This window comes from Simiaoa sp., from assembly GCF_051972595.1.
In the GTDB taxonomy this organism is placed as follows: Bacteria; Bacillota; Clostridia; order Lachnospirales; family Lachnospiraceae; genus Acetatifactor; species Acetatifactor hominis.
Genome location: NZ_JBOKRY010000011.1, coordinates 62,436 through 76,195, shown reverse-complemented (window position 1 = coordinate 76,195; position 13,760 = coordinate 62,436). Strand labels below are relative to the sequence as shown.

General features: G+C 46.4%; 12 protein-coding genes. 11 read left to right on the top strand and 1 reads right to left on the bottom strand.

Annotated features, from left to right (window positions below; genetic code table 11):
* Together ACTRDR_RS06300 and ACTRDR_RS06295 are read left to right on the top strand one after the other, a co-directional pair.
* A partial coding sequence (locus ACTRDR_RS06300; RefSeq protein ID WP_440526540.1) for a methyl-accepting chemotaxis protein occupies window positions 1–946 on the top strand: 946 nt, incomplete at its 5' end.
* Between the two features lie 65 nt (window positions 947–1,011).
* Complete coding sequence (locus ACTRDR_RS06295; protein ID WP_440526539.1) at window positions 1,012–2,703, top strand: EAL domain-containing protein; 1,692 nt, start codon at window positions 1,012–1,014, stop codon at window positions 2,701–2,703.
* Window positions 2,704–2,754: 51 nt separating this feature from the next.
* On the opposite strand, the gene bilS is transcribed toward ACTRDR_RS06295, so the two are convergent.
* Window positions 2,755–3,267 (bottom strand): flavodoxin family protein BilS, encoded by a 513-nt coding sequence (bilS, locus tag ACTRDR_RS06290; protein ID WP_440526538.1) that lies wholly within the window; start codon window positions 3,265–3,267, stop codon window positions 2,755–2,757.
* Window positions 3,268–3,507: 240 nt separating this feature from the next.
* Between bilS and ACTRDR_RS06285 the strand changes: the two genes are divergently transcribed.
* The 9 genes from ACTRDR_RS06285 (at window position 3,508) to nagB (ending at window position 13,747) form a co-directional block, all read left to right on the top strand.
* Window positions 3,508–5,208, top strand: a complete 1,701-nt coding sequence (locus ACTRDR_RS06285; protein WP_440526537.1) for a GGDEF domain-containing protein — start codon at window positions 3,508–3,510, stop codon at window positions 5,206–5,208.
* Window positions 5,209–5,350: 142 nt separating this feature from the next.
* Complete coding sequence (locus tag ACTRDR_RS06280) at window positions 5,351–6,238, top strand: helix-turn-helix domain-containing protein (RefSeq protein ID WP_440526536.1); 888 nt, start codon at window positions 5,351–5,353, stop codon at window positions 6,236–6,238.
* 165 nt (window positions 6,239–6,403) lie between these two features.
* A complete protein-coding gene (locus ACTRDR_RS06275) occupies window positions 6,404–7,768 on the top strand; it encodes an ABC transporter substrate-binding protein (protein WP_440526535.1) in 1,365 nt (454 codons plus the stop codon).
* 64 nt (window positions 7,769–7,832) lie between these two features.
* On the top strand, window positions 7,833–8,726 hold the full coding sequence (locus ACTRDR_RS06270) for a carbohydrate ABC transporter permease (protein ID WP_118547541.1): 894 nt from the start codon (window positions 7,833–7,835) through the stop codon (window positions 8,724–8,726).
* Complete coding sequence (locus ACTRDR_RS06265) at window positions 8,716–9,558, top strand: carbohydrate ABC transporter permease (RefSeq protein WP_440526534.1); 843 nt, start codon at window positions 8,716–8,718, stop codon at window positions 9,556–9,558. Before ACTRDR_RS06270 ends, ACTRDR_RS06265 begins: the two co-directional genes overlap by 11 nt.
* A gap of 21 nt (window positions 9,559–9,579) precedes the next feature.
* Window positions 9,580–10,794: an enolase C-terminal domain-like protein gene (locus ACTRDR_RS06260; RefSeq protein WP_178676702.1), complete on the top strand. Its 1,215-nt coding sequence runs from the start codon at window positions 9,580–9,582 to the stop codon at window positions 10,792–10,794.
* Window positions 10,795–11,094: 300 nt separating this feature from the next.
* Entirely contained in the window at window positions 11,095–11,352 is a 258-nt protein-coding gene (locus tag ACTRDR_RS06255) for an HPr family phosphocarrier protein (protein WP_022154617.1), read from the top strand.
* Window positions 11,353–11,388: 36 nt separating this feature from the next.
* Window positions 11,389–13,008: a phosphoenolpyruvate--protein phosphotransferase gene (ptsP, locus tag ACTRDR_RS06250; protein WP_118551332.1), complete on the top strand. Its 1,620-nt coding sequence runs from the start codon at window positions 11,389–11,391 to the stop codon at window positions 13,006–13,008.
* A 7-nt stretch (window positions 13,009–13,015) separates the two neighbouring features.
* Window positions 13,016–13,747, top strand: coding sequence for a glucosamine-6-phosphate deaminase (nagB, locus tag ACTRDR_RS06245; RefSeq protein ID WP_022154619.1), 732 nt, complete (start codon window positions 13,016–13,018; stop codon window positions 13,745–13,747).
* The last annotated feature ends 13 nt before the right edge of the window (window positions 13,748–13,760 follow it).

Here is a 13,760-nt window from a genome sequence, read left to right as displayed (position 1 = left end):
TACCATCAGGAATCTGAAAGAAGCCATGGGTATTCTGGCAGATTATGTCAGCGAGATCTCTGTGGAGGTAAAGGCAATCGCACAGGGTGACTTGACCAGAAATGGTGATGGCATTACGGATTTCCTGGGCGATTTCTCAGAATTGAAGACATCACTGCTGTATATTCTGAAGCGCTTTAACAGTACCCTGACCGAGATCAGCAATCTGGCAGAACAGGTATCATCAAATGCATCAGAGGTGGAAAATGCATCAAAATCCCTGGCGGATGGTGCAACAGAGCAGGCAGGAGTCATCGAGGAATTGAATGCCACCATTGACACTGTTGTGGATCTGGCAGCAGATACAGCGAAGGAAACGCAGAGTGCATCTGCACGTGTAAAAGCCTCTGCAAACAAAGCAAACGAAGAAAAAGAAAAAATGAACGAGTTGCTGACGGAGATGGAGCACATTATAGAAATCTCCAAGGAGATCGGTAATATTATCACAGATATCGAGGATATTGCTTCCCAGACCAACCTGTTATCCCTGAATGCTTCCATCGAAGCTGCCAGAGCAGGAGAAGCCGGAAGAGGCTTTGCGGTGGTTGCGGATCAGATCGGCAAGCTGGCAGCAGATAGTGCAAAGTCCGCTGTAAATACGAGAGATCTGATCGATAAGACATTAGTGGAAATCGAAAAGGGCAATAACATTACAAGAACAACAGCAGACGCATTCAATCAGATCATTGCAGATATGGAGTCCTTTGCAGAGATTGCACAGAACACCATGGAGAAAGCCAACTCCCAGGCAGAGTCCTTGGAGCAGATCGGTCAGGGAATTGAACAGCTGTCCGGCGTGGTACAGGGCAATGCAGCATCCTCAGAAGAGAATACCGCGATCAGTGTTAATCTGGCAGAGGGAGCAGCCAAGATGCAAGACCGTGTGAAGATCTTTAAGCTATTCTAGAGAATGAAGTTATTCTAGAAAAATGGCAGGAATAGAGTGAAGCTGTCGGAAGGAAGGTTCTTGTTGTGATTAATGATATATTTAAAGTGTTTGGAGAGCAGACAGCAGAAATCTTATTTCAGATCATTACAGAATGTATGGATGATTATCTGTATATATTTGATCTGCAGAATAATTCCTTTGAGATTTCACGGTCAGCTGTGGAACGGTTTAATATGTCGAAAAATGTCCTGACAGATGCTGCAAATGAAGTTATGAAGGTAGTGTATGAGGAAGACCGCGAGATGCTTACAAAGCATCTCGCGGACCTATGCGAAGGAAGAGAAAAGGTACATAATCTTCATTACAGGTGGCTTGATAAAGAAGGTATGCCGGTCTGGATCAACTGCCGTGGTATCGTGATCAATGATCAGCAGGGAAAGGCAGAGTATCTGATCGGATGTCTGAACGAGACCGGCAACAAGAGAAGAGCCGATAATGTTACAGGACTGCTTGGCGGGCCGGAATTCCTCGCTTACCTGTGTTCACAAAAAGCACCTATTTCCAGGGGCTTTTTGATGCATGTAGGAATCGATGATTTCGGAGCGATCAATAGCTCCAGGGGAGCGGATTATGGTAATTATATCCTGAAAAGCGTAGCCGGCTGTATGAAGGAATGTCTTTCAGACAAGCAGAGAATTTACCATCTGGTAGCGGATCAGTATGTGATCGTGGATCTGGACGCTTCTTCTGCGGAAGACGCTGTGGCACTGAAAGAAAAGATCACAGATAAACTTCATAATTTCATAGTAACCGAAAATTATGAAGCTATATTTTCTATTTCTATTGGTGTTATAGATGCAGCAACATTTTGTGAGGGAACCGAAGAATGCCGCAAAAAGTTTGAATTTGCCTTGAAACAGGCAAAAAGCATGGGTAAAAACGGATTCTATGTTTTTGACCAGGATGACTATGAGGTCTTTTTGCAAAAAGGAAAAATTGTAGCAGCACTTCGTAATGCTATTGTAAACAATTATGAAGGCTTTGAAGTCAATTATCAGCCGATCGTGGACTGCCAGACGGAACAGATCATTGGAGCAGAGGCTCTGATGCGTTTTTCCATGATAACGGAAGAAGGACGGGAGTTCATTTCACCGATGGAGTTTATCCCACTATTGGAAGAGACCGGATTGATCATTCCCGCCGGAAGATATATTTTGAACGAAGCCGCAGCAATGTGCCGTGAAATGCAGAAATATATTCCGGATTTCAGGATGAATGTAAATGTTTCTTATGTTCAGATCCTGCAGAGCAATGTGGAACGGGATATTCTGGATGTCATTCAAAAGTACGCTTTAAAGCCGGAATGCTTATGTGTTGAAATGACAGAAAGCGGATTTATGGATATGACACCTTCGTTTTGCAAATTCCGTAAAAGCTTGGACAAGAATGGGATCCCTTTTGTGATCGATGATTTTGGAACAGGATATTCGAATCTTCATTGTATACGTGATATGAATCCGAGTTACGTGAAAATGGACAGGGATTTTACCGCCAAGGCGATGAACAGTGACAGGGATTATGAATTATATAAAAATATCATCCCCATGGTACATAGTATTAATGTCAGAATATGTGCAGAAGGCATCGAGGAAAGAGAATGGCTTCTGAAAATGAAAGAAATGAAGGTGGATTATCTGCAGGGATATTATTTTGGAAGACCATGCGGAAAAGAACATTTTCTACAACAATATGCCAGTGGCATCATCGTTAAGTAAAGCAGGTAAGGCAGACTCAGCTATGTGGGGCTGCCTTATTTTATGGTCTTATCAGAAGGATGAGTTCCTAACGGTTTGTCTGAGTCTCTCCAGGTCATCTACATCAGGGTGAGACAATGCACAGTCAAAATTCTGGATCAATACATCAAGATTTGCCGGATGATCAGGAGCTTCCTTCATTTTCAAGTAGCGTTCCCGGACAGACTGCGGCATTCTGCCCTGACACATATACTCTCCGACGATAACATTGCTTGCGTCAACGAACTGCTTAACCTGATTCAGGATTTTCCGGAAATAGATATCGCTGCCACCAAAGCCTGCAGTTCCAAACAGAAAAATCTGTTTATTCTTTAATTGCGATAATAGCTGTAATGTCTTGGTATCTGCATTTCCCTTGTCTGTCCAAAATCCGATATAGAGCAGTTCGGAAGAAGGGATCACTGTGTCGGACACACCGAAATACTCACATTCATCCTGAGGTAATGCCTCGTGGATCGCATCAGCCAGCACCTTGGTATTACCTGTTAAGCTGCTATAAATGATGGAATATTTTTTATTCTTCATATTATGTTGTCTCCTTTCATGGGATCATGAAATTATCATGTCGCATTCCTATTTTAGTTCGGAAAGCATGATTTGTCGAATGAATTTTCCATAAACATTTTACGGGGTAAAATAGATAGTTACTTTTTTCAGCTACGTGTGATAAACTTGTTGATAAGTGGATAAAAGATCATGGACAGAACTCCGATAGGGGAATAAAAGCGGGGGCTGCCCCGGTATCATTTAATGAGGTAGAAAAAGTTGACAGAAGAGAAATATACGATCCGAAAGTATAAAAGAATTTTATTTTATGTGGTGATTCTTGTGCTGCTTGCAGCCTTTTTTTTAGGGCAGCGCATTTACCCCAGTGAGAGGGAACCGGTCACGGAGGAAAGCATTACTTTTACGGGAACCTTTTACCGGGTGCTGGCAGACGGAACAGAACAGGAGATCCAGGTCCCGGGCAGATGTGATGTGCCTGCAGGAGAGCTTCTGGTCATACGGTCAGTGCTTCCACAGGATTATAAGGAAAATACGATCGCCATCAGATCTTCCCTGGAGAATGTGCGTATTTACATCGGAGGGGAACTGAGGACGGTGTATGATACGGAGAATACCAGGCCCTTTGGAAAAAATTCTGCCAGCCGGTATGTGTTCTGCGAGACATCAGGCGAGGATGCGGGAAAGGAAGTGCGGATCGAACTGCAGTCCTTTACCCACAAGTATTCCGGTGTCGTCAATACGGTATATTGTGGGGATAAATTAGATATTTGGGCATATATGTTCCACTGCTATTTTATGGTAACTTTGATCGCCTGTACGATGTTGTTTGCCGGACTGGTCGTGCTGATCATTAGTCTGGTGCTCGATATTGTATACAAGACGAGATTTGATCTGGAGTACCTGGGATGGTGCATGATCCTGGGAGCAGTGTGGATGCTGGGAGAATCGAAGCTACGCCAGCTGTTTGTTTCCAATGCTTCTATTCTGTCGAATATGTGCTTCTTCGTTGTGATGATCTGCCCGATTCCGATCCTGTTCTATGTTGACAGTGTGCAGCAGGGAAGGTACCGGAAGGTCTATCATGTGGCAGAGTGTATCACTTGTGTGAATTTTGTACTATGCACGGCCTTACAGGTACTGAATATCGCAGATTTTATCTCGACAATGTTTTTGTCCCACATGGTGATCGCAGGAACCTTCCTGACGGTATTTATCACCATTTGCAGGGATCTTATCCAGGGAACAGCGAAACATTACAAGCTTCCGTTGATCGGACTGGTGGTTGCCATGATCGCAGTCATGCTGGAGGTGACAGCAGTGTATCGTGTCGTGTCTCTGTCCGGAATCTTTATCGCAACCGGACTGGTGGTCCTGCTGGTCGTTACTCTGATCCAGACAATGGACCGCATCCGCGAGCTGGAGCTGGCCAGGCAGAGAGAGGCAAGGGAAAGTCTGGATTATCTGACAGGTCTTCCCATGCGTCATAAGGGTGAGGCACTGATCCTTGAGAAAATGCAGAAGCAGGGTGGCTGTCTGGGATTTGTGGATATGGATAATCTGAAGAAGATCAATGATGTCTATGGACATAAGGCGGGGGATCATGCCCTCAGACTGGTGGGAGCGACGCTTACAGAGTGCATGAAGAACGCAGTAGTCTGCCGTTTGGGAGGAGATGAATTCCTGTTCTATCTGCCGGAGGTATCGGAAGCAGAAATGAATACGCGGGTGAGAAGTCTGTTTGACAGCTTTCGTGCGGCAAAAAATGCTGCGGCGGAGACTTCAGCGGCATCCCTGTCCTGCGGTCTGTGCATGTGCAGACAGGGAGACAACTTTGAAGAGTATTATATAAAAGCGGACAAAGCATTGTATTATGTCAAACAGAACGGCAAGAATAATTACCGGTTTTATGAGGAGCTGGAGGAACAGCAGCCGGATGACACTGCGGTATTCCGGCGATGATCCTGGCAGAACGGAAAGCCGGCTGGAAGGGCTTTGAGAGCAAATATCAGCATGGACTGTTAAAACTGTACGCACAGCATGCCGTAAGCTTCATGAAGGGTGCTTACATGGAATAAACGGGATTTCATAAGGAGAAGATGCGATGGATATAAAAATTAACGATTATTATGAGCCGGAACATTTTAAGGCTCTGAATGAAGCGGACTATGATGTGTCCCATTCCTGTGATTATGAGAAAAATGCAATGCACCACATTCATGAATCCACAGAGATTCTGATCGTGGAATCCGGAAGTGCGGATTATTACATTGATGGCAGGAAATATTATGTGGAAGCCGGTGATATTCTCATTATCGGCTCCAGAAAATCCCATATGCGGAGGATGGACAGACTGCCGTTTGCCAGATATGGGCTGGCAGTGAATCCATCCTATTACAGAAGACTGAATCTGGGGGAAGACATGCTGAAGGTATGGCAGGGACCTTCCCCGGAGGAGTTCGTGCAGCATTTTAAGGACGTCCCCACCGATGTGTTCTCAAGGATGATAGAACTGCTAAAATGTCTGTATGAGGAGCAGCGGCAGAGACAGACGTTCCGTGGGACGATGGAGAGAAGCCTTGTGACGCAGATCGCAGTCCTGCTCTACCGGCAGTGGGGCTTGTGCAAAAGAGAGGAAGAGACCTCATCTATGAGCCGGCAGATGTATGATATCAAGGAGTACATAGATGAGCATTATCAGGAGCCGTTAGATCTGAACAGCCTGAGTGATAAGTTCTATCTGCATCCGGTAACGATCAGTAAGGAATTCAGCCGCTGCATCGGACAGTCGCTGACAAAATATATCAACAGTGTCCGGGTCTGTGAGGGAGCTAGACTGCTGGAGAATACCGGTGAAAGTGTGACTGCGATCGCCACTTTGTGTGGTTATGACAGCGTAAATACTTTCCTGAGACAGTTTAAAACGATCATGGAGATGAGTCCGTTACAATATCGCAAAGAAAGAATGGACTATTTGCATCAGACCAGATAACAGAACGCCCGGAGTTTTGAAAAACTCCGGGCGTTCTGACTAAAAAATGATGAAAACGGGCAAAAAACTATACAGATTGCCCAAAACCCTTATGCTATGATAAGACCATCAGAAAGGTACCGGCCGGTACGTAACCAATGAGATGATTAAGGAGGAGTTACTTTTATGATGAAGAAGAAAATTTTAGCCGCTGCCCTTGCAACTATCTTTACGGTAGCATCACTGACCGGATGTGGAGCATCCGCAGACGAGAATACAACAGCAATCGGAGCCAGTTCAGAGGCAGCAACTGCTGCAACAACAGATACTGACAGCATCGGAGATGTTAAGCTGACTGTATTGTGTGGATACGCAGGTGAGGATCCTCACGGACAGTATGTATATTCCTACGCAGAGGAATATATGAAAGAGCATCCCAATGTAAAGATAGAGATCCAGGCGATCAGTACCAATGATATCTACACAAAGCTGTCCGCTATGGCAACCACCCCGGATGATCTCCCTCAGATATTCTTTACATCGGCAGATGCAGTTGCAACTCTGCACGACCTGGGACTGACCAGAGATCTGACCGGACTGATCTCCGATGACCTGGCAGGAGAATTTGCCAATGGTGTTCTGGATTCCTGCAAACTGGATGACGAGATCGTATATTTCCCGGTAGCATTACAGCCTCAGGCTATTATTTATAGAAAGGATCGTTTTGAAGAGGCAGGTCTTACGATTCCCACTACCTGGGATGAGTTCATTGACTGTGCGAAGGCACTGACCAAGGATTCTGACGGTGACGGTGAGGTTGACCAGTGGGGCTTCGGTATGGTAGGTTCCAACAACTCTTCCGGACAGAGCCGCTTCATGTCTTATCTGTGGTCTAACGGTGTGGACTGTGTGACCGGAGAAGACGGCGACTTTAGCACCGACCTGAAGGCTGACAATAAGACCTTTACCGATGCTTTTGCAAAATGGACCCAGATGAATAACGATGGTATCGTTCCTATCGGCATCACCGAAGTAGATTATCCTACCGCAGCGAACTATTTTGCAATGGGTTATACCAGCATGTTCATGACCGGTTCCAATGCACTGGGTGTTGCTTATGCGAACAACCCCGATCTGAAGGGTAAGTTAGGTTCCTTCAAGCTTCCCGGAGATTATCCCGGAACCATGTTAGGTACAGAGGGTTATGCAGTCAGCGCTTATGCTACCGATGAAGAGGCAGCCGCAGCCATTGATTATCTCCGTTTCTTCGTAGAACATGATGATCAGATGATGTTCTGGCAGAGCAGTGGTAAGATCCCTGCTACGGTAGAGGGACAGAAGGCTGACTACATCACCGGTGACGATTATGCGGGTTATCTGCAGCAGATCGCAGACGGATGCCGTCCTACCGTAAGCTTTGCGGGTATCAGCGGACTGAAGAGTGCCCTGGGTGATGCATACGCAGCAGTATTTTCCAAGGAAAAGACCAATGATCAGGCAGTCGCTGATCTGGAAAAAGCAGTAGCTGAGCTTATGGAAGACTATAACTAAGAGTAAGTGACAGATTCCCGGAGCCTTCGGACTCCGGGAATTATCAAAAGGAGGGAAACCGGAAATGTTGGGAAAGAAAACCGGCAAAAAGAGTAAGATCAAATACCAGTATGACGGATACTTATTCTCCTTCCCCATCGTGCTGATGATGGGAGCGTTGATTCTATATCCTATGCTGTACGGCTTCTATATCAGTTTCTTCAACACGAACCTGGTAACAAAATGGAAGTTTGTGGGACTGAAATATTACATGGCTGCATTTACGGAGCCGGAATTCTATCAGTCGGTTCTGCTGACGTTGGGATTCATGGTACTGGTAGTAGCGGGACATTTCATTCTGGGATTTATTCTGGCGAGTCTGCTGAACAGGGAGTTCAGGGGGAGAACCATATTCCGTGTGATTTTTATGCTTCCCTGGTTTTTCCCGGAAGCAGTGGTGGCATTATTATTCACCTGGATCATGAATCCCATGTACGGTATCATGAACAGCATCCTCAGAAGCCTGGGATTGATCAGCACGAATCTGTCATGGCTGGGAAGCAAGGAACTTGCCTTCCCTTCGGTCGTATTCGTATGTATCTGGAAAGGATTTCCCCTGGTAATGACCATGATCCTTGCAGGACTGCAGAGTATTTCAAAGGATTATTATGAAGCAGCGGAGCTGGATGGTGCAGGAAGATGGAAGCAGTTCAGATACATCACGCTGCCGGCATTGAAGCCGATACTGACAACTGTCCTGATCCTGGACTGCGTATGGTGGTTCAAGCAGTATACACTGGTATACACCATGACAGCCGGAGGTCCCGGAACTGCGACCAGCCTGATCAGCCTGAGTATTTATGGTACGGCATTTAATGATCTGCGTTTCGGTAAAGCGTCTGCCTGGGGTATTCTGGTATTTGTGATCTGTTATCTGATCAATTTGGTAAGTAAGGTGGTGATGAAGGATGATGAATAAAACACGTAGAAAAAAGCTTGATACGGTCCTGACGTATGTAATTCTGATCCTATTGGCGGCATTTATCGTGGTCCCTGTACTGTGGATGCTGTCCACGGCATTTAAGACAGAGGCACAGACCTACTATCCGAACCCGAAGTGGCTTCCGGATCCGTTCTCGCTGGAATCTTTTCATAAATTCTTCAGCACCTATAACTTTGGTAAAATGACGGTGAACAGTCTGATCACCTGTCTGGCAGCCATGGTCATCTGTGTGGCATGCGCCTGTCTGGCAGGATATGGGATCACACGATTCAAATTCAAGGGACGTAAGCAGCTTTTGAATTTCCTGCTGATCACTCAGATGTTTCCCAGTGTTATGCTGGTAGTACCTTTTTATGCAGTACTTTCCAAGTATCATCTGACCAACACATTATTAGGCTTGATCGTCGTATACGCAGCCACCAATGTAGCATTCAGCACATGGATGCTGGTATCGTATTTCAAGACAGTGCCCATAGAGCTTGATGAGGCAGCGAGAGTGGACGGAGCCTCCAGCTTCTGCATTTTCCGGAAGATCATCCTCCCTTTGATCCTTCCCGGTATTGCGGCGGTGGCGATGTTCGTGCTGTTCAATGGCTGGAATGAATATATGTACTCTTCCGTACTGGTATCTAAGGATTCTCTGAAGACATTGACCGTAGGTATTGTCGCTCTGAATTCCCAGTATCAGATTAAATGGAACGATCTGATGGCAGCATCGACGGTATCCAGTCTCCCTCTGGTAATATTGTTCGTATGCTTCCAGAAATATTTTATCGCCGGAATGACCGGCGGCGCTGTAAAAAGCTGAGTATACGAGGAGGAAATAAGAATGGAACATATTACGATCCGTGACATTAAGGTGTTCGTAACGGCACCTAGAAATATTAATCTGGTGGTAGTAAAAGTAGAGACCTCAGAGCCTGAATTATACGGTTATGGCTGTGCAACCTTCACCTGGAGACATAAGGCTGTGGTAACGGCCATCGAAGAGTACCTGGCTCCCATGCTGAAGGGCAGACCGGTAGAGGATATTGAAGGCTTGTGGCAGACCATGATGGGCAGTTCTTACTGGAGAAACGGTCCGGTACTGAACAATGCCATTTCCGGTGTAGATGAAGCGCTTTGGGATATTAAGGGTAAAATGGCAGGAATGCCGCTATATAGTCTGTTAGGCGGTAAGTGCAGAGAAGGAATCACGGTATATCGTCATGCAGACGGTGGCTCTGTGGAAGAAGTAGAAGAGTGTATCCAGAAGTACATGGAAGAAGGATATCGTTATATTCGCTGCCATATGGGTACCTACGGCGGCAACTTCGGCGGCAAATGTCAGAGCATAGTAAAGCCGGAGAATGCACCGGAAGGAGCATATTTCGATCCCAGAATGTATATGAACAGCGTATATCATCTGTTTGACAGGGTGAGAGCCGATATCGGATGGGGCGTAGAAGTGATGCATGATGTGCATGAGCGCCTGTCCCTGGCGCAGACCATAGAATTTGCCAAAGAACTGGAGCAGTACAAGCTGTTCTTCCTGGAGGATTCTCTAGCACCGGAATATGATGAATTTTTCAAGACCCTGCGTGAACACACCACTCTGCCGCTGGCAATGGGTGAGCTGTTCACCAATCCTGCGGAGTGGAAGCCGTTAGTACAGAATCAATGGATCGATTTTATCCGTGTTCATTTAAGCGATATCGGTGGGATCACTCCTGCGAGAAAGCTTGCACACTATTGTGAAGCCTATGGAGTAAGAACCGCATGGCATGGTCCCAATGACCTGTCTCCCATCGGTATGGCTGCGCAGATGCATCTGGATCTCAACTGTCATAACTTCGGAATCCAGGAGTTCTCCGGATTCTCCGAAGAAGAGCAGGCAGTATTCCCCGGCTGCCCTGTAGTAAAGAACGGTTATGCTTATGTGAATGATAAGCCCGGCATCGGCGTGGACTTCGATGAGAAGGAAGCGCTGAAATATCCGGAGGTTCAAATGGATCATAGCTGGCTTTTCTCCAGACTTCCCGACGGCACTCCTGTGAGACCGTAAATCATCACACAGACCACGGCGATCATCCTGACACCTGGTCTGTGCTGACACGAGTGAAAATGCGAGATACCGATACAGGCACATCAGCTCAGCTGGTGTGCCTTTTTATATAAAGTTTTTTATAAAAAGTTTACAAAATTTTACGATAATGTTCAAAAATATACAATTTATCAAAAGTGATGTAGACAAACAATAAAAAGATGGGTAATATGTATATGTAAACAGCCAGATAAACGAAAAGTATGTACAATATGCTACATATTTAAAGCAAGAAATATAAAACAAGGAGGAATGTTACCGATGAAACAGTTCAGCTATATCATTAAGGATGAAATCGGTCTGCATGCACGTCCTGCGGGACTGCTCGCCAAGGAAGCGAAAAAGTATCAGAGTACAGTGACACTTTCCTGTAAGGGGAAATCAGCTGCAGCAAGCAAGCTGATGGCGATCATGGGAATGGGCGTGAAGCATGGAGACAACGTGGAAGTCACGATAGAAGGAGCGGATGAAGATACCGCCGCAGCAGAGCTTCAGAAGTTTTTCCGTGAGAACCTCTAAGAGAAGACCTGCACGGCAGAGTTTGGAAGGTAGAAAATGGAAAAATATATTGGAAAATCCGTATATAAGGGAACAGCGATCGGACCTGTCAGTGTTTTGAAGAAAAAGGACAGTCTCGTTAAGAGGATCCATATCGACAACACAGCGGAAGAACTGAAACGGCTGGATGCGGCTAAGGAACGTACGATGACGCAACTGGGGCAGTTATACGAGAAGGCTCTGCAGGAGGTCGGAGAAGTCAATGCAGCCATTTTCGAGGTGCATCAGATGATGCTCGAGGATGACGATTATCAGGATGCCATTCACAGTATGATTCAGAACGAAGAAGTGAATGCAGAGTATGCGGTGGCAGTGACCGGTGATAATTTTGCAGAGATGTTCGCCAACATGGATGATGAATATATGCAGGCCCGCTCTGCGGATGTCAGGGATATCTCCAACCGGCTCGTCCGCAATCTGTCCGGGGAGGAGCAGATTGACTGGAGTACCATGGAGCCGTCGATCATTGTGGCAGATGATCTGACTCCCAGTGAGACGGTACAGATGGATAAGAGTAAGATCCTGGCCTTTGTCACAGTACATGGTTCAACGAATTCCCATACTGCGATCCTTGCACGTATGATGAACATTCCGGCACTGATAGGGGTACCATTGGAACTGGAGAAAATTCATAACGGGACCCGGGCTATTGTGGACGGCAGGGAAGCGGTATTTTACCTGGATCCGGAGGAAGAGCAGATCCGGCAGGCAGAAGCGGCACAGCAGACGGAACAGAGACTAAGAAGCCTGCTGGCAGAATACAAGGGACGTGAATCCGTGACAAAGAGCGGACGCAAGGTCAATGTATATGCAAATATCGGCAGCGTATCGGATGTGGCATATGTACTGGAGAATGATGCGGAGGGAATTGGCCTGTTCCGCAGTGAATTCTTATATCTCGGAAGGGACTCTCTTCCGGATGAGACAGAACAGTTCAATGCTTACCGTCAGGTGCTGCAGATGATGGCAGGGAAAAAGGTCATCATCCGTACCCTTGATATCGGTGCGGACAAAAATGTAGATTACCTCGGACTGGGCAAGGAAGATAATCCTGCCATGGGATACCGTGCGATCCGGATCTGTCTGGAGCAGCCGGAGATCTTCAAGACCCAGCTGAGAGCACTTCTCAGGGCGGCAAAATACGGAACATTGGCTATTATGTATCCGATGATCATTTCCGTGGAGGAAGTGCTGGATATTCAGAAAATCGTGGCTGAGGTGGCTAAGGAGCTGGAGGAAGAGAAACTTCCTTACGCAATTCCGGAACAGGGAATTATGATCGAGACTCCTGCGGCTGTCATGATGAGTGAAGAGCTGGCGGAGCATGTTGATTTCTTCAGTATCGGCACGAACGATCTGACACAGTATACTCTGGCTATCGACAGGCAGAACAACAGACTGGACAGATTCTATAATCCACATCATGAGGCAGTCCTGCGTATGATACAGATGACTGTTGATGGGGCACATAAGCATGGAAAATGGGTCGGCATCTGCGGAGAGCTGGGAGCGGATACGACACTGACCACACGATTTGTACAGATGGGAATTGATGAACTCAGTGTGGCACCGTCCATGGTGCTGAATGTCCGTAGTAAAATATGCGAAATGGAGTGAGAGATTCATGAGAATATACAAAGCAAAAGATTATGCAGATATGAGCAGAAAGGCTGCAAATATCGTATCGGCACAGGTTATTATGAAACCGAATTGTGTTCTCGGACTGGCTACGGGATCCACACCCATCGGTCTGTATAAACAGCTGGTGGAATGGTTCCGCAAGGGAGACCTGGACTTTTCTGAGGTTATGACAGTGAACCTGGACGAATATAAAGGTCTGAGCCGGGAAAACGATCAGAGTTATTACTATTTTATGCACCAGAATCTGTTTGACCATGTGAATATCCCGGTGGAAAATACACATCTTCCAAACGGAATGGAGCCGGATTCGGAGAAAGAATGCCATAGATATGCGGAACTGATCCAGTCACTGGGCGGCGTGGACCTGCAGCTTTTGGGAATTGGACATAACGGGCACATCGGTTTCAACGAACCGGGAGAGAGTTTTGACAAGCAGGTACATTGCGTGAACCTGACAGAGTCTACGATCGAAGCCAACAAGAGATTCTTCGCATCGGCGGAGGATGTTCCGAAGCAGGCATACACCATGGGGATCAAGACCATTATGCAGGCGAAGAAAATATTGATCGTAGCCAGCGGCGAAGACAAGGCGGAGATCGTACAGAAAGCTTTCTTCGGCCCCATTACACCGCAGGTGCCGGCATCGGTATTACAGCTTCATAATGATGTAACGCTGGTGGCAGACGAAGCAGCGCTTAGTAAGCTTTCTGAATAAGAAAGGGGAAGCT